The 15,995-nt window shown below is 35.9% G+C and carries 17 protein-coding genes; 6 read left to right on the plus strand and 11 right to left on the minus strand.

Annotated features, from left to right (window positions below; genetic code table 11):
• Nucleotides 1-90: 90 nt before the first annotated feature.
• The 4 genes from PVA17_RS13350 to PVA17_RS13365 all read right to left on the minus strand — a co-directional run bounded on the left by PVA17_RS13350 (nucleotide 91) and on the right by PVA17_RS13365 (nucleotide 5,915).
• Nucleotides 91-1,479: a protoporphyrinogen oxidase gene (locus tag PVA17_RS13350; RefSeq protein WP_274067960.1), complete on the minus strand. Its 1,389-nt coding sequence runs from the start codon at nucleotides 1,477-1,479 to the stop codon at nucleotides 91-93.
• A gap of 236 nt (nucleotides 1,480-1,715) precedes the next feature.
• Nucleotides 1,716-3,008: a globin-coupled sensor protein gene (locus tag PVA17_RS13355; protein ID WP_274067961.1), complete on the minus strand. Its 1,293-nt coding sequence runs from the start codon at nucleotides 3,006-3,008 to the stop codon at nucleotides 1,716-1,718.
• A 544-nt stretch (nucleotides 3,009-3,552) separates the two neighbouring features.
• Nucleotides 3,553-4,839, minus strand: a complete 1,287-nt coding sequence (locus tag PVA17_RS13360; protein WP_132364194.1) for a tetratricopeptide repeat protein — start codon at nucleotides 4,837-4,839, stop codon at nucleotides 3,553-3,555.
• Nucleotides 4,840-4,898: 59 nt separating this feature from the next.
• A complete protein-coding gene (locus tag PVA17_RS13365; RefSeq protein WP_274067962.1) occupies nucleotides 4,899-5,915 on the minus strand; it encodes a YdcF family protein in 1,017 nt (338 codons plus the stop codon).
• Nucleotides 5,916-6,211: 296 nt separating this feature from the next.
• On the opposite strand from PVA17_RS13365, the gene PVA17_RS13370 reads away from it, so the two are divergent.
• Nucleotides 6,212-6,685, plus strand: coding sequence for a hypothetical protein (locus PVA17_RS13370; protein WP_274067963.1), 474 nt, complete (start codon nucleotides 6,212-6,214; stop codon nucleotides 6,683-6,685).
• Nucleotides 6,673-6,960: a DUF2653 family protein gene (locus tag PVA17_RS13375; RefSeq protein WP_132364200.1), complete on the plus strand. Its 288-nt coding sequence runs from the start codon at nucleotides 6,673-6,675 to the stop codon at nucleotides 6,958-6,960. The genes PVA17_RS13370 and PVA17_RS13375 overlap by 13 nt, the downstream gene beginning before the upstream one ends.
• Before the next feature lie 185 nt (nucleotides 6,961-7,145).
• Here PVA17_RS13375 and PVA17_RS13380 read toward each other — a convergent pair whose 3' ends face one another.
• The 3 genes from PVA17_RS13380 to PVA17_RS13390 all read right to left on the minus strand — a co-directional run bounded on the left by PVA17_RS13380 (nucleotide 7,146) and on the right by PVA17_RS13390 (nucleotide 10,380).
• A complete protein-coding gene (locus PVA17_RS13380; protein ID WP_274067964.1) occupies nucleotides 7,146-8,771 on the minus strand; it encodes an S-layer homology domain-containing protein in 1,626 nt (541 codons plus the stop codon).
• A gap of 199 nt (nucleotides 8,772-8,970) precedes the next feature.
• Nucleotides 8,971-10,137 (minus strand): endonuclease Q family protein, encoded by a 1,167-nt coding sequence (locus PVA17_RS13385; protein WP_274067972.1) that lies wholly within the window; start codon nucleotides 10,135-10,137, stop codon nucleotides 8,971-8,973.
• 72 nt (nucleotides 10,138-10,209) lie between these two features.
• Nucleotides 10,210-10,380 (minus strand): hypothetical protein, encoded by a 171-nt coding sequence (locus PVA17_RS13390; protein ID WP_274067965.1) that lies wholly within the window; start codon nucleotides 10,378-10,380, stop codon nucleotides 10,210-10,212.
• A 148-nt stretch (nucleotides 10,381-10,528) separates the two neighbouring features.
• Here PVA17_RS13390 and PVA17_RS13395 point away from each other — a divergent pair, with 148 nt between their 5' ends.
• The 4 genes from PVA17_RS13395 (at nucleotide 10,529) to PVA17_RS13410 (ending at nucleotide 12,698) form a co-directional block, all read left to right on the plus strand.
• Entirely contained in the window at nucleotides 10,529-11,107 is a 579-nt protein-coding gene (locus tag PVA17_RS13395; RefSeq protein ID WP_274067966.1) for a TetR/AcrR family transcriptional regulator, read from the plus strand.
• Between the two features lie 65 nt (nucleotides 11,108-11,172).
• Nucleotides 11,173-11,526 (plus strand): DMT family transporter, encoded by a 354-nt coding sequence (locus tag PVA17_RS13400; RefSeq protein WP_274067967.1) that lies wholly within the window; start codon nucleotides 11,173-11,175, stop codon nucleotides 11,524-11,526.
• Nucleotides 11,526-11,840 (plus strand): DMT family transporter, encoded by a 315-nt coding sequence (locus PVA17_RS13405; protein ID WP_132364208.1) that lies wholly within the window; start codon nucleotides 11,526-11,528, stop codon nucleotides 11,838-11,840. Before PVA17_RS13400 ends, PVA17_RS13405 begins: the two co-directional genes overlap by 1 nt.
• A gap of 261 nt (nucleotides 11,841-12,101) precedes the next feature.
• Entirely contained in the window at nucleotides 12,102-12,698 is a 597-nt protein-coding gene (locus PVA17_RS13410; protein WP_274067968.1) for a biotin transporter BioY, read from the plus strand.
• Nucleotides 12,699-12,960: 262 nt separating this feature from the next.
• Here PVA17_RS13410 and PVA17_RS13415 read toward each other — a convergent pair whose 3' ends face one another.
• From PVA17_RS13415 to PVA17_RS13430, 4 genes are all read right to left on the minus strand, one after another.
• Nucleotides 12,961-13,503, minus strand: a complete 543-nt coding sequence (locus PVA17_RS13415; RefSeq protein ID WP_274067969.1) for an NADPH-dependent FMN reductase — start codon at nucleotides 13,501-13,503, stop codon at nucleotides 12,961-12,963.
• A gap of 61 nt (nucleotides 13,504-13,564) precedes the next feature.
• Nucleotides 13,565-14,182, minus strand: a complete 618-nt coding sequence (locus PVA17_RS13420) for a nitroreductase family protein (RefSeq protein ID WP_132364214.1) — start codon at nucleotides 14,180-14,182, stop codon at nucleotides 13,565-13,567.
• Nucleotides 14,183-14,257: 75 nt separating this feature from the next.
• Nucleotides 14,258-15,241: a ring-cleaving dioxygenase gene (locus tag PVA17_RS13425; RefSeq protein ID WP_132364216.1), complete on the minus strand. Its 984-nt coding sequence runs from the start codon at nucleotides 15,239-15,241 to the stop codon at nucleotides 14,258-14,260.
• Nucleotides 15,242-15,290: 49 nt separating this feature from the next.
• Nucleotides 15,291-15,725: a MarR family winged helix-turn-helix transcriptional regulator gene (locus PVA17_RS13430; RefSeq protein WP_132364218.1), complete on the minus strand. Its 435-nt coding sequence runs from the start codon at nucleotides 15,723-15,725 to the stop codon at nucleotides 15,291-15,293.
• Nucleotides 15,726-15,995: the final 270 nt, after the last annotated feature.

A 15,995-nucleotide genomic window follows, 5' to 3' on the forward strand; every position in this document is an offset into this window, starting at 1 on the left:
TATCGTTTACGAACGATTGAGTCAAGACTATTTCACTGAACAAAGGATAATTTTTACGAAATTCACAAAATTTCGATTTATATTAAACAATTATGATAGTTTTTCTACAAGTTCCTCACCAATTTTTTTACCATTTTGAATACACGCACCTATGCCTACTCCAAAATAAGAGCATCCTGCTATTGATAAATTTGGATAGTTTTTCTCGAGCTCTTGTAAGAGACCTTGCAACGCTTCACGGTGTGCCAAGTCGTACTTCGGCATCTGGTCGATCCATTTCGTCACGTTAATAACAGTTGGTTTTTCCTCAATCCCCAAGCTTTTTCTTACGTCCTCTAGAGCTACAACCGCTAATTCTTCATCTGACATTATACGCAATTTCTCATACACAGGGTTAATGCTCTTATAAAAAAGTCGTACAAGTAATTTTCCTTCTGCTGAAGTGTGTTTCCACTTGCGGCTTGTCCACGTTGCTGCATTACAGATAACATCCGAATTATGTGACACAATATAGCCTGTTCCATCTGCAGGTAATCTATTATCGGGAACATCAAATCCTAAATAAATCGTAATGGCGGATGCAGTATTAAATTGTTCAAAATAGCCGTTCAAAGAGTCATCCTGTAATAAGCTTTGTACCGCTTCATTTGGCAGTGCCAATACAACATGATTTGCTTCAATCATTTTACCGTTTGCTAACGTAACAGCGTATAAATTCTCCTGCTTTTTAACACTAGTAGTAGCAATCCCTTTTATAATTTCTACATCCGTCAATGTTTCTTCAAGTCGATCAATTAGTGACGATAAACCATTTTTAAATGAAATAAATTTTTTATTGGCGGCTTTCACAAATTGTTCTCTGTTTGCATCGAAACCTTTAATAATACTACCGTAATCGTTTTTGTAATCGATTAAATACGGTAAAGTAGAAGCAATTGAAAGTTGATTTAAATCTCCAGAATATACACCTGCTAGTACCGGTGCTATTTGGTTTTGAACAAGCTCTTCACCTAAATAATACGTTAAAAATTCCCCAATCGAGCTTTCCTTTGTAAACCTTTCATTCGGCATTGTTAAATCCTTTAACGCTTCTTTTTTACCTTCCTCTGATACAAGCGTGCTTTCCTCAAGAGATTGTAAGCTCATAGGAATACCGAATGTTGAGTCTGCTGGGATGGCATGTAGTTCATTATTTGTGTAAATATACGAAATACCTGTTTCGTTATATACAAGATTTTGTGCAAAATTCAGTTCCTCTACTAACTCCATGACACCTTTATGACGCGCTACAATAGAATCTGCTCCAGTTTCCATGATGAATCCTTGTTCATATGCAGAATGCAGCTTGCCACCAAGATATGTATTTTTTTCAACAAGCACAAGTTTTACATTTAAGTTTTTCTCCTGAACTTGGCGTTGTAAATAATGCATCGTACACAATCCCGTAATTCCGCCACCTAATACAACAACTGTTTTCATATTAACCGCCCCTATTTTTAGTTCTTTATTTAGTATAAACTTTTTTTATCGAAAATTACGTTAAACCCTTTACAAATTTAGCAAAAATGGAGCTATCCAGCATATTGGACAGCTCCAGTTTTTCATCATATATTCGCTAGAGGCTTTTACCTTCATTACAGAAATTATCTATTAACAGTTGATATAGTGTTATTTGTGCCCTAAAGTATGTATCAACGATTTTTTCCCTTTTCTCTTCATTCATTTAAATTTTGTGCAAAGCTAGCTAATTTTCCAGCTGAATTTTTCACTTCGTTAAAGGCAATACCTAATTCACTTAGTACCTCCACAATTGCTTGTACTTCTTTTTCCATCCGACCATTTTGGTCTTTCGCCTCGGTCATAGCTTCTAATATGTTAGTAAATTGACCTTCCGTTTGAACCATATTTTCCTCACCAGAGGCTACCTCTTCTTGAATATTACTAAGTGAATGAACAAGTTTATCTGTCCGCTCATTCGTTTTATGTAGTAACGTTGCTACCGATGTGACAGATTCCTTTGTTTGAATCGATAGTTTTCTCACTTCATCTGCAACAACACTAAAGCCTTTACCCGCTTCTCCAGCACGAGCGGCTTCTATTGCTGCATTTAAAGCTAACAAGTTCGTTTGATTAGCAATATTTGTCACAACATTCATAATCGATTCCATTTCCTTTGACATATTTGTCAACTGTGCAATATTTTCCGCTATATCATGAAGTGAGCAAATTATAGTATTCATATTTTGCGATTGACTCTTTAAGCGTTCACGCCCTTCTAATGCCTGACTCTCAGCCATAGTCGACACTTGAAGTGATTTTTTCGCTAGTTGTTTAATTTCCTCTGATTGTCCACTTAAACGATGAAATGAATTGTTTGTTTCTTGAGATATTGTGGCAAGACCTTCCGAAGACTTTACGATTTCTTGCTCTATCGCTTCTTTTCTACGTTCTATTTTTTCATGAAGTTGTTCAATTGTGTGCTCAAACGCCTCTAAAACCAATTGTTGCTCAAAATTGGAAATTTTCGAGATGGCTCGAATTGTATTAAGCTGATCTATTGGATGAACAACATGTTCTTCAACCAAGTCAATAAATGACGCAGTTAAATCTTGAAACGCACAAATATACCATTGTGTTTTAAGGCCAATATGGACATGCACTTTAGCAATTTTTATGCGTCTTTGATAAAATTCATTATCAATCTTACCATTAAACATTTCAATAATATGACGTCGTAATGTTATTTTCAGCTTCTCCACAGAACTATGTCTATTAATAATATCTACTAAACTATGTTCAGTTCCAATCATTTCATAAAATCGATTAACAATATTATCAATATTGGCTTCTACAAAAGGTTGAAAGGCTTTTAAATATTGTAAATCAGTCTTTGTCAATTGGAGCAAATCAATTTGCTTTTTTATTGAATGGCAATTCCCTATATCCATTTTCACCGTGTAGTGCTTTAAATCTAACGCCGTTGTCTTTCTCTCTTTTTGAAAAATCACACATTTACCCTCTTTCATGCCGTGTACTTTTGAAAAGCTGAGAAAAATCTAATTTCGTCTACCAAAGATATAAAAGGTTAGGAAGATTCATCCCCAACTTTTGGTGATAAGCCATCACATTACTTATGATGCTGATTTCTGCTACGGGCTACCATCAGCTAAAAATAGCAATCTTATGACTAGCTATTACTACTAACTACTCTTTCAGAATCACTCATATACATTATACATTTTATAAATAGCTGTCAATCTTCGGATATACATTTTTTCCCTAAAATTATATAAAAAGTCCCTGTTATCTAAAGCAATAAAAAAGCTACCACAATACTTTTGGGTAGCCAATTTACATCATCTCTATTTTTTATCCTTATTTTTCCCCTCGTTTTAGTTTGAAGTAATTACCTCTTTGTTATATTAATATTTTTACAATCATTCATTCATAGTGATATAAACCTGTAAAATACCCATAAATAAGCACTTAAGACCTGTACAGAAAACGTTCACAATAAATTCTAAATACCTATTATTTTTTAATAAAAAATACTTACTTTCCTTTCAACTCTTGCAGTAAAATTGCAGCCTCCTCACTTCCTGCTTCTGCTGCAAGTCCATACCACTTTATAGCCTCTTTAATATTTCTAGCTATTCCTTCACCTTTATTGTAAATGTGCCCTAATTGTAATTTAGCTTCTAGATCTCCTTGAAGAGCGGCCTGTTTAAACCAATGAATACCCTTTTCAATATTACGTATACCTGTTAACCCTTGGCTCCAAATAAAGCCCAAATCATAAAAGGCATCGACGTGATATTGCTCTGCAGCTTTTTCATACCAAAATAATCCACGGTTCACATCTTTAGGTTGCCCTAACCGTCCCTCTAAATAGATTCCTCCAAGCCTGTATTGCGCTTCGACATAGCCTGCTTCAGCAGATCTTCTATAGTAGCTACATGCTTGCTCCTCATTTTTGTCGATTCCTAATCCCTGCTCGTAAATAATTCCGAGGGTAAACATAGCCTCTGCCACACCTTGTTGTGCAGCGAAGTCAAACCACTTCTTCGCAAGTACCAAATTTTCTAGTACTCCCTCACCGTTAAAATACATATCTGCTAAATTATTTGCAGCATCTGGATGCCCCTGCTTTGCTGCAGCCTCATACAAAATAAACGCTCTATTATAGTTTTCTTGAACACCTAGACCTTCAAAATAAAAATTACCAAGTGCATATTGTGCATCGGCATTTCCTTGTGACGCTGCTAACTCAAACCACTTTATTGATTTTTCTGGTCGGAAATATTCGCCGTCAATTGCGCTATAATATTCGCCAAGCTGAAATTGTGCATCTGTATCCTGTTCCTCAATGGCATCTTTATATAAGTCAATAATTTCCTCATGATCTAGATCTTCTTCATCAAACGCCTCAACCTGTTCATTTTGGTGAATAAAATACCATTCCAATATATCAAGTACATCATCAACAACTTCATTGCAATTGGATAACCTCTCCAAAGAAGAAATTTGCCAAATAAATATATAGATAGGGAGTGGAATTGCATCACGCAGTAAATCATCATATTCAGCTAAAAGCGTTAGCACATTCTCCTGTACTGACTTCGTCTGTTCTGGATGTATAATTTGTAAGTGTCGTTGTTGATTCTTTTTCAACAGTCCTTGCACAACTTGATATAGTATTTTGTGCAAGGTTGCTAATTGTACTTGTTCGACTGTTATTAAATTAATGTTTTGCGCAAACCATGTATCTTCTGTTTGCGTGAGCTTTTGCAGAGAGACAATTCGCTCTTTATTTTTTTTTGCTAAAAGTTGCCCATACATTCATTTCCCCCCTTGCACTCTATCTTGCCACTATTATATGGAAAACAGTTCTAAATTGGTTACACATATGCTCTCAAGATTAATCCAATAAACAATGTAATGAACAAAAAGACTGTGACATTCATCCATTTATACATTTCTAATAATCCGATAAATTCACGAGTAAATGCATTAGGTACATAGTAAAAGGCAGTCTTCGAACCAACTCCTTGTGCATCAAACTTCGCCTTTTTTGCATAAATACTTGCACGAAAAACATGAAAATTATTCGTTACGAATATGGATCGATATTTCTTTCCTTGAGCATGCTTATCCATAATTTTTTTAGAGAATGCCATATTTTGTTCCGTATTTGTCGATTGATCTTCCATTAATACTTTTTGAGCTGGTATTTGATGTTCGTCAACTATATATTTTTTCATGGCATATGCTTCTGATACTTTTTCATCATGCCCCTGTCCCCCTGAGACGATAATGTAAGGTCGCTCACCATATTTTTTAAATTGCTTTACTGCCTCGTCTAAACGGCTAGCTAAAAGTGGTGGCACCTTATCTCCAATTAGTCCTGATCCTAATGCAATAATATAGTTTGGCTCATATAGGATCGGCGTAAAATGATAGAGAGTCGCATAGGCCATTATGCTTGTGTATAAAAACATTGTATAGCCAAAAACCAAAAACGCATAGAAGAAAAGAATGTGCCAAATTTCATGTTCGATTTTCATAAAAATTACAAATACATACCAAATCATCATAATAAAAAAGCACAAGCCAAAAACAGCTAACAATAGATTACGGACTTTCCGGCCTTCTTTTTCAAGTAAAACTTTACTATTAAAAAACGTAGCTATCGATAAAATAAACATCATACTCGGGAAACTTCCTAGTATAATGACTATACCCATCTTCGACACAATCCCCTGCTCATTTGGCAGAATTACAGGATGACTAATTATTATTGTGCTTAAAATAAACAACCCTAAAAGGCCAAGAACTACTGCATTGAGAAGACGTCTTTTTTCCGTTATATATAACAGTAAAAAAAATGAAATTAATAGTAATAATGTTGAAATCATCGTCTCACTCCTTTCTTTTTATCTACAATTTTTAAGGTTGTCCTTATAACGCTGGATTGTATTCCGTTCGTGACTGAGCGCGGCGGCCAACTTCTAGTGTACTCAACAATATACAGCATACATTATAGGTAGTACATGCCTAAAATTGGTGATAACATAGACACTTCTTGGTCAAATTTGATGCTATCTCTAAATTGATCGAAGCGTTTATTTTATTTTCCGAGAAGATTCATGTAAAATTACTATTAAGAACTAGTTTAGACAAAACTAAAAATTATATTGGAGGAATACAAGTAATGAAAAAAATCATTGCTGCTATTTTTGCAGCGACACTTATGTTTGCGTCTGTTGGAGCAACATTATTCATCTCAGATACACCAACTGCAGAAGCTAAATCGTATAAGTCAGGTAAAAAAGGTTTCTCAAACAACAATAATAACAACAACTCAAATTTCCAAAAGTCTCAGGATAAAACTAAAGACCAAAATAATGCAACAACAAATAAAAATAATACAACTTCTACAAACAAAACGGATTCAACAGCTAAGAAAGGTGGATTCTTCTCAGGCGGCCTTATGAAAGGCTTAATGCTTGGTGGCTTAGCTGGTTTATTATTCGGCAGTCTTTTCAGTGGTATGGGTATGCTTGGTAATATTTTAGGCTTATTAATTAACGTTGCAGCCATCATGATTATCGTAACGCTAGTTATAAAAATTGTTAATATGTTTAAAGAGAAAAAACGTAAAGAGGAAGCACAATGGCACAAATAATTAATGAGCAAGATATTATAAATGCAATTTGTTTATCACAGTCCTACTATAAAAACATTCGCCCTGAGGATGTACTTGTAGAACTAACATACGACGATGACACAGGCTTTGGTGCAGAAATTGAAGTTAATGGTCAAATTGAAATGTTCGATACAGCTGCAATGATCGGCGCGCTACGTGTATGGATTAAAGATGTCCTACATGGTGACCCTTTTTCAACAGGCATCGAACTCGTTCTAGACGATGAAGAAGGTATTATTGCCAAACTATCGTAAATAAGTAAAAAATAGCAGTTCAATAAATCTTAATGATTTGTTGAACTGCTTTGTTATTTTTCAAGATGTTTTTTGCTTGTTCTTCAACACTTATCTACAAACAATTGTCACCCCGCTAGCTATTCATCGCAATAAAAATAACAAAGGGTAGAGGTTTCTGATCACAACCTCTACCTTAAATTATTTTACCTTTTTAATAGACTGTTAAAATTCACAAATATTTTCGCAGCATGGCTACGTTTTGTAGGAGCTTCAGGTAAAAATTCCCCTTCGTTCCCTCTAACCATATCAAGCTCATACAACATCGTTATCGCTTGTTTTGTTTCTTCATTATAGGAAGCGATATCAGTGAATGGTGCTTTTCCTTTTACAGCATAATGTTGCTTTTGTTTAGATTCATAGGCTCTATTTATCATTAATGCTAATTGAGCGCGAGTAACCGGCTGTCCTGGGTTAAACTTCCCATTCGTTCCCTTAATTAACCCATACGCATAAGCTGCTGCAATTTCTGACTGAGTACCAACGTCATAGTTTGCGATGTCTTTAAATGGTGCTTGTTCCTTCGTCGTTAAACCTAGGCTTCTAACAAGCATCGTAGCAGCCTGTGCTCTAGTAACATTTTGCTCAGGTCTAAACGTACCATCTGCGTAACCTTTCATAATACCTTCTTTAGCGGCCTTCAGAATATACTCCTTTGCCCAATGTTTTTCTATATCGGTAAAGGTTAAAGTTTTCCCTGTAGTAAAAGTAACTGATGGACTTTGAACACTTTCATTACCAGCTGCATCAACCGCTTTAACAGCTATTGTGTATGCTGTATTCTCTGTTAAATTATCTAAAGTTATCGTCGTTGTCTCGGCATTTTGCGTAAATGCTAGCTTACTATTTACATATACGTTGTAACTAGTAACACCTACATTATCTTTCGCTTCCTGCCAGCTTATTTTGACAGTTGTACTATCTTTCATATTTGCTTGAATAAATTTTGATACATCCCATAAAGAACTTGCTTTAATCGCTGGTAGAAATGCCTCGTTCGCTACTGCTTTATAGCCTGCTTCACTTAAATGAATATTTTCAGGATTTGGTAAATAGCTCGGAATATCTTTTGCTACAATATCGTATGTCGGTACAAAAACGGCACCTGATTTTTCAGCAGTTGTTTTTATCGTCGCATTCATAACCTTTAATAGCATTTTAAATTGTGTCTGTAAATCCTCGCTATAGTACGGAAAAGAATTATAATAGCCCATGACATAAACTTGAGCATTCGGATTTAGCTTCTTTACTTCTTCTAAAATAGCAGCAATATTTTTTATGGCCTCTTGGGAAGCTTTTAACATCATTGCTGCATTAATGCCAGTTATCTGGGACTCTTTTAAAATCGGTATTATATCATTGGCGCCAGCGGTTAGCGTAATAATCTCCGCTTCTTTAATAGATGTACGCAGCTTTACCTTCTCACTTTGATAACCAAATCCTACTACTGGCTTTTCCACATTATTTTGTATATCTTCTACTATATTTTTCGTTGTGTAGCCCGAATAGGCAAACCCTTTATTATAAGAAGAAATGAAACCATCTTGCTGTAAAGCTTGTGCAACAAAATCTGTGTAACCTAACCCGATAATACCACCGTCATTCATACCGTGTGCTAAGGAATCGCCCAGTGCTACATAATCAGCTTGAACTACCCAACTTGGCGCTATGTTGTCTCTTTGTTCCTTCGCATTCACACCTATTGGTAGTACTACTAATTGACATGCCAAAACGCCGGCCGCTAAAAAACGAAATTTCTTTGATAATTGCATACACCCACTCCTCCAATTTTTACTAATTACTATTTTAATATAAATAGGGTAAAAGTGGGTTAAACAAGAGGGGATATTTCACGATAACGTGTTTGTTGATTTCCGTTCCGACTGTCGCTTTCCTCGTAGCGTCCAGTCTTTAACATATATAAACTACATACGTTGTAACAAATGTCATCCATGAGCTAAAAATCATTTTTTACTCCAGTTGAACCTTTCCATAAATACCGCCACCACCAACCTCAATTGCTAATTGCCCTGTTCTTGCTAAATCAATCATCTTGGCAATTTTGTACGGCACGATTTGTTCGAGTTGTTCTAGCGTAACCCGATGCAAGATGTTCATCTCTGTACCAAATGCTTGTACTAATCGTTCCATCATTTTTGGCCCCAATCCTGGAATAAAGTCTAGTGGTACTTGGTGAATATATGGTGGTCGTGCACGTTTATGTGTAACTTGCTCTGAAAGCTCCTTAATCCGTGTTGCAACACCTTTTATAATGTGCGTGCTTTCACAGTTTGTACAGATTGTTGCATAATTGCTAAGCTGCTCACCACATTTCGCGCAGACAGTCTCATGGTATTTACCAAGCAAAGGATTTAAGCCATAATTGGCTGTTACTACCCGACCTTGCTGTTCATGAAGCGCCATCTTTAATTCTGTAAAATTTGCATTAGATAGTCTTAATTTTTGATACTCACGTGCAATTTTTCCAAGTGAATGAGCATCAGAGTTGCTGACAAATGTATATGCTTGCAGTTCTTTAATGTTACTCACCATTTCGGTATCGGAGCTCAAACCAAGCTCTATCGCATCTATAAGTTGAGGGTCGAATACTTCTGTTAAACTACGATGTACGCCTTTACCGAACAAACTTTTAAATGGTGTAAAAACATGAGCAGGAATAAAAAGCCCGCTTAATTCATGAACCTTTTGTTGTAATGTTCGACCGTCACAATAAATGCGCTGAGAGCTTAAATGAATATTTTTCATATGATTAGACATCCATTTTGAAAATTCCCTCATATGCAGAAGTGTAGGAAAATAGGCAAGTACATGGATTGGTCCAAGGCAATGATGATCATAAATCTCTATTTCAGTACCTGGAATAAGAGTTGTTTCTTGAAAACGAAGCCCTCCTTGTTCTAGCTCCTTCAGTTCTCCTTGTTCGATCATCGCTGACATTTCATCCATTACTTCTGGTGAATGGCAATCAATAATCCCAATAATATCTAGTCCCTTTCTTGCACTTGAAGACTCTAAAATTTTTGCTAACGTTAACGTTTTACTGCCAGTAATTTTAACTGCACGACCACTTGAAGTACGCCCAATATGAATATGTAAATCTGCATAAAAATCTTGCATCATTGTCTCCCTCCTCCTACTTTTAGATGACATAAAAAAGCCTCACATTGCTGCAAGGCATGTTAATCTTAATTATGATGGATGATTGCTGTTAGTACTATTGTTTGACTCAAAAGCACCCGAGCCCTGTGATGGTATTGACGAAGAATCATAGGCCACCAATGTCACTCCAATGTTCTTTTCTAGCTCATTAATTTTTTCAAGCTGTTGTTGATCTAATTGCGCAATCTTAATCTCTTCCATTTTCATCAAATCCTTTCATGATTAAAGTTCCCCAAATAAAAAACATATATACAAAAAAAATAATGACTGATTGTCAGTCATTATTCTTTGACTTTATTTCAGCTATTTTGTAACATAGTAAATAAGCAGGACAAAAGCGAGGGATTTCATGTCAAAAGAAGAGAAAATTATTCAAGCCGCAATTGAAGTTTTCCGTGAAAAAGGAATTGAAAAAACAAAGGTTTCAGATATCGTAAAAGCTGCAGGTATCGCGCAAGGGACATTTTATCTTTATTTCCCATCACGTCTTTCAGTTATGCCAGCCATTGCAAATGTTATGGTGGAGAAAATTATTGCTGCTATTAACGATGGGATTTCAAAACAAGAGCCGTTCGCAAAGCAGCTAGAAAAAGTAGTAGATATTGTTTTTTCTCTAACAGAGGAATATCGAGATGTATTTGCACTTATCTATGCCGGTATTACACAAACTGAGCATATGAAAGAATGGGAAAATATATATGCCCCCTATTACGAATGGATGAATCATTTCTTGACTGAAGCTCAACAACAAGGAACGATACGCGCTTCTCTAAACACTACTTGTTCTTCTAAACTTATAATAGGTCTAATAGAGTCTGCCGCTGAACAAATTTATTTGTATGATGATAGTGAAGAAGAAACAATTAGACTTCAAAAGCTTGAGCTCCTCGACTTTTTACATCATGCACTCGATTTACGTCACGCATAAGTGACGTTCTCTTTTATGCTAAAAATGACTGAATGTCAGTCATAATAATAGGAAGGAATTTAACTATGAAAAAAGATTGGATTTATGTTGGATTAACTAGTTTATTTGAATTGTTTTGGATATTTGGTTTTAATGTTGCCGATTCTTGGTGGCATTGGGCTATTATTGTGGCCCTAATTGCATTGGATTTTCACTTCTTATCGAAGGCTTGTGAAAACCTACCTACAGGAACGGTTTACGCGACTTTTGCTGGGGTCGGTACAATTGGTACTACATTAATGGACATTTTTATTTTCGAAGGTGAGTTTAATGCCATTAAAGGAATTTTCATGTTTATTTTAGTACTGGGTGTTATTGGTCTTAATTTAGCTGATAACCCTTCAAAAAATCATGTTAAAGAGAAAGGAGCTAACGCATAATGGGTTGGATACTTGTTTTATTAGCGGCAATTTCGGAAATTATTGGTGTCGTAGGTTTACGTTTTTATAGTCAGGAAAAAAATATACGAAATTTATTAATCTATCTAGGCGGCTTTGGGATGTCCTTTATGCTATTATATGCATCCTTTAACTATTTACAGTTAAGCATTGCCTATGTAGTTTGGGTTGGCATTGGTACAGTTGGTGCTGTTCTCGTGAATATTATATTCTTCGGAGAATCTAAAAACCTGACTCGAATTATTAGTATCATCGCCATCATCATTGGTGTGGCAGGATTAAAAGCAGTATCTTAATTTATGCTATTTTAATTCAAAGTATTGTGAGTGAATGCTAAAGACTAGTATGGCTTTTTGGCAAAGTGAAAGGTTGATCCCCGTTCCGACTAGACAGCAGTTCGTTTTTTAATGTTTCCATCATAAACTTTAAACGTTAGTCTATAGCTAACAATTAAGCAAAATAAACATTTTGTGTTAACTATTTAATTCCATAAAGTTGACACAAAGTGTTTATTTTTTTACACTACTACTATTAGCATTACTTTTAGGGGTGAAATAATGACAACAGTTGCGGAACATACACATCACAAATTAAGAACTGTCGATCTTGCATACATTGGACTATTTTCAACATTAATGATGATAGGAGCTAATATCACGTCTATTGTACCTTTCATGATGATTGGTGGCGTACCTATCACAATGCAAACGTTTTTTGCTATTTTAGCAGGACTTATTCTTGGTAGTAGAAAAGGGGCACTCGCTTGTACCGTTTATATGTGCATAGGGTTAGCGGGTGCACCTGTATTTGCTCGTTTCAACGGAGGGTTTGGTCAAATTATTAGCCCTACTTTTGGTTTCATTGTTTCTTTCATATTGGCTGCATTTGTCGCGGGGCTTATTGTAGAACGTAGTGGAACGAAAAAAAGCTATGTAGTTGCTGCATTAGTGGCAACAGCCATTAATTACTTACTAGGAACAAATTGGATGTACTTTGCCTACAAGCTATGGGCTAGTGCTCCTGATGCTTTCACTTATAAAGTGGCATGGCTTTGGATGATGCCTCCTTTGCCAAAGGATATTATTTTAGCTATATTTGCAGGCTTTTTTGCATACCGCCTTCAAAAAGTATTAAAAATAATTCCGATTAGATAAAGGCTTATCACCATAATGAGGGGTTGAATTCCGTTCCGGCTGGGCGCTTTGTAGCTGTCGCTACAGAAAACATTTGTTGCTGCGGCTTCGCTTTCGCACAGAAAAAACATTTGTTGCTGTCGCTTCGCTTTCGCACAGAGCAAAGCTTCCTCGGGGCGCCCGATGAGTCGCTTGGCTCTTCTATCCGCCGCTCTATTTTAAATCCAACAAACAAAAAAATGTCCCATAAGTTTATCGATACTTATGGGACATTTTTTTATTTTTAAACGTATTTTTTCATCCAGTTTAAGAAGTTATCCATAACTACATCTAGGAATTTGATAGTACCTTCATCTGTTAAATTGCCTTCTGTATCAAATTTAGTGTGTACTGCTCCAATATAAACGTCATTACCACTAAGTAATGGTGAATTTACTCCAGGTGAGAATAAAATATCTCGTAAATGTAATTGTGCTTTAACAGTACCTAAGTTACCCATTGATGCCCCCATCATGAATGATGGCTTGCCAATCATTACTTTATCAACACGAGATAACCAATCGATGGCGTTAACCATAACACCTGGCACTGTACCATTATATTCTGGTGTCAACCAAAGAACTGCATCCGCCGCTTTTACTTGTGCTTTAAATTCAAGTACAGGCTGTGGTGCTTCATTTTCGATATCTTGATTATACATTGGTAAATCGTTCAAACTTAATATTTCAAGATCAAATTTCTCTGTATAACGCTTTTGGATAAATTTTGCTAATTGCATATTATAAGATTCTTTACGGATACTACCTACGATTGCTACTACTTTCACAATATTCCTCCTAAATGTGCATTAATTTTATTATTTGTAGACAGTTTTATTTTATACCGTCCTAATAATAGGTTGCAAATTCCTCAACCGGTTTACGGTAACCACGCAAACGGCGACTACTTTCTTTTTCTTTACCTATAGTAATCATTAGTGCAATCTCATGTGTCTCTGGAATATTAAAAAGAGCTCTCATTTGTTGCTGATCAAAGCCGATCATTGGACATGTATCCCATCCACGATTTTTGGCTGCCAGCATAAATAACATAGCTGAAAGTGAAGCGTTACGAATTGCTTCCTCCTTCATAAATTCCTGGCCTCGTTCTTCATAAAATTTAGCGTTTTCACTGACGATATTGTCTAATTCACAAGCATTAATAATGCCTAAGTCTACCATCCCTTGATTAAGGTTAGCCGTATTTTTATAGGCTTCTTTATCTCCTAATACAAGGACAACCGCTGAGGCTGAATGTACTTTATATTGCCCGTATGCAGCTTCTCGTACTTTTTCTTTTTTTTCTTCATCTAATACAACGATATAATTAGTATGTTGTAAATTAAAGGCGGAAGGAGCAAGCTTAACATCTTCCAAAATGGGACGTATATCTTCTTCGCTCATCTTGATATCCTCTATAAAGTTATTCGCAGAGCGACGCTTATCTATTAGCTTTGAAAATTCCATCTAACTGACCTCCACTCATCTGTAATTTTCATTCAGCAGAGGCTTGAGTTACTCTGCTAAATGGGATAAAAAGTTTTACTCATATTCTTTATCGAACGTAATCGTACTTCTTACAGTGTCAATTGGACGGACAAGTTCTTCAATTTGTGCACGCTTTGGCTCTAAAAATGGTGGCAACGATAATTTTTCACCTAAAGTTTCATAAGGCTCATCACTCATAAACCCTGGGCCATCAGTAGCTAGCTCAAATAAAATTTGAGGTGCTACCCGTGCATAAAGTGATTCAAAAAAGTGACGGTTTACGTAACCTGAAGTATGGAAGCCAAAGCTTTCAAATCGTTCAGTCCATTCATTTAGTACAGTTCGATCCTCTACACGGAATGCAGCATGATGTACTGTACCAAAGCCTTGACGAGCTACTGGTAGAACTGTGTTAAGCTCTACAACAATTTGTGCACCGTTTCCACCTTCACCAACCTCAAATAGATGGAAATCCCCTTCCTCATCGATTTCTGTAAAGAGCATCACTTTTTCTAGCATCTCTTTAAAATATTTAAAATTAGCAACTCTTACAAAAACCGGACCTAAGCCTGTAATTGCATATTCAAGAGGAATCGGTCCATCTTGCCATGGAGTGCCTGATGAAATACCTGTATTGTTTTCATCAGAAATAAGTTGATATTGCTGATCGTCAAAATCGACGAATGATAAAGTTTTCTTGCCAAATTGTTCTTTAATACCTGCGTGTTTAACATTTAATCGATCGAAACGTTTTACCCAATAATCCAGTGCCGCATCCGTTGGCACACGGAACGAAGTTTTAGAAATTTCATTTGTTCCATGCACACCTTTTGGAATGTTTGGAAAATCAAAAAATGTCATATCCGTGCCAGCGCTACCTTTATCATCTGCAAAAAATAAATGATATGTTTGGATATCATCCTGATTAACCGTTTTTTTCACTAATCGCATCCCTAATACATAAGTAAAAAATTTATAATTCTCTTCCGCACTACTTGTAATTGCGGTAACGTGGTGAATTCCTTTTAAATGATTCATTTTATGTCCCTCCTGTTTATCTCGATTTCGAGATATTACATAAAGTTTTTTATTTATTAACTGCGTTCAAACCAACCTTTTTCAAAGACAGGGTCATTGTGTCCATCTCCTGTTGATCTAATACATCAAAAATCTCGTTAATTTTTTGTTCATGCTTCGGAAATATTTCTTCCATCAACGCTTGTCCTTCGCATGTTAATAAAACATATGTGACACGACGATCCCTTGGACAAGCACGTCGATACACAAAACCTTTTTGTTCGAGCTTATCGATAACATACGTAATACTACTACTTGCGATTAAAATTTTCTTGCCAATTACTTGGATTGGTTGCTCACCATGATGGTATAAAAACTCAAGTACCGAAAATTCAGTTTGATTTAAATCGTATTGAAGTAAATCTCTCTTAGTTGCATCTTGAATCGTTTGATATGCTCGGAACAAGACCGTAAAAGCTTTTAAATTACGATTGTCTTCCTTCATACGACTCCCTCTTTCTATTTACTTCGAATTCAATTATCTTTAATTCGAGATAATAATAACATATAAGATGCTAATCAGCAATCCTTTTTACTGTAATCACACAAAAAAGCATCCCCCTAAAATCGAGGGCACTGAAAAAGTCTATACCTTCTCACATCGCGAGGTATTTAGCGAGTAAATCGTTGAATACCTCGCTTTTTTCATTTGGCACTGTGACTCTACTGTTGTTTTCCGAAGCATTCCGCTCGCTTTCCGCGGGCGAGCGCCGAG

This window comes from Lysinibacillus sp. CNPSo 3705, from assembly GCF_028674935.1.
GTDB lineage: Bacteria > Bacillota > Bacilli > Bacillales_A > Planococcaceae > Lysinibacillus.

What these genes read in the sequence shown, in the direction of transcription:
- PVA17_RS13425 (WP_132364216.1), bottom strand. Translation starts at nt 15,241, where the DNA reads ATGAATCATTTAAAAGGAATTCACCACGTTACCGCAATTACAAGTAGT.
- PVA17_RS13375 (WP_132364200.1), top strand. Translation starts at nt 6,673, where the DNA reads ATGGCACAAATAATTAATGAGCAAGATATTATAAATGCAATTTGTTTA.
- PVA17_RS13360 (WP_132364194.1), bottom strand. Translation starts at nt 4,839, where the DNA reads ATGTATGGGCAACTTTTAGCAAAAAAAAATAAAGAGCGAATTGTCTCT.
- PVA17_RS13385 (WP_274067972.1), bottom strand. Translation starts at nt 10,137, where the DNA reads ATGCAAGATTTTTATGCAGATTTACATATTCATATTGGGCGTACTTCA.
- PVA17_RS13390 (WP_274067965.1), bottom strand. Translation starts at nt 10,380, where the DNA reads ATGGAAGAGATTAAGATTGCGCAATTAGATCAACAACAGCTTGAAAAA.
- PVA17_RS13400 (WP_274067967.1), top strand. Translation starts at nt 11,173, where the DNA reads ATGAAAAAAGATTGGATTTATGTTGGATTAACTAGTTTATTTGAATTG.
- PVA17_RS13405 (WP_132364208.1), top strand. Translation starts at nt 11,526, where the DNA reads ATGGGTTGGATACTTGTTTTATTAGCGGCAATTTCGGAAATTATTGGT.
- PVA17_RS13365 (WP_274067962.1), bottom strand. Translation starts at nt 5,915, where the DNA reads ATGATTTCAACATTATTACTATTAATTTCATTTTTTTTACTGTTATAT.
- PVA17_RS13430 (WP_132364218.1), bottom strand. Translation starts at nt 15,725, where the DNA reads ATGAAGGAAGACAATCGTAATTTAAAAGCTTTTACGGTCTTGTTCCGA.
- PVA17_RS13395 (WP_274067966.1), top strand. Translation starts at nt 10,529, where the DNA reads ATGTCAAAAGAAGAGAAAATTATTCAAGCCGCAATTGAAGTTTTCCGT.
- PVA17_RS13370 (WP_274067963.1), top strand. Translation starts at nt 6,212, where the DNA reads ATGAAAAAAATCATTGCTGCTATTTTTGCAGCGACACTTATGTTTGCG.
- PVA17_RS13420 (WP_132364214.1), bottom strand. Translation starts at nt 14,182, where the DNA reads ATGGAATTTTCAAAGCTAATAGATAAGCGTCGCTCTGCGAATAACTTT.
- PVA17_RS13380 (WP_274067964.1), bottom strand. Translation starts at nt 8,771, where the DNA reads ATGCAATTATCAAAGAAATTTCGTTTTTTAGCGGCCGGCGTTTTGGCA.
- PVA17_RS13410 (WP_274067968.1), top strand. Translation starts at nt 12,102, where the DNA reads ATGACAACAGTTGCGGAACATACACATCACAAATTAAGAACTGTCGAT.
- PVA17_RS13350 (WP_274067960.1), bottom strand. Translation starts at nt 1,479, where the DNA reads ATGAAAACAGTTGTTGTATTAGGTGGCGGAATTACGGGATTGTGTACG.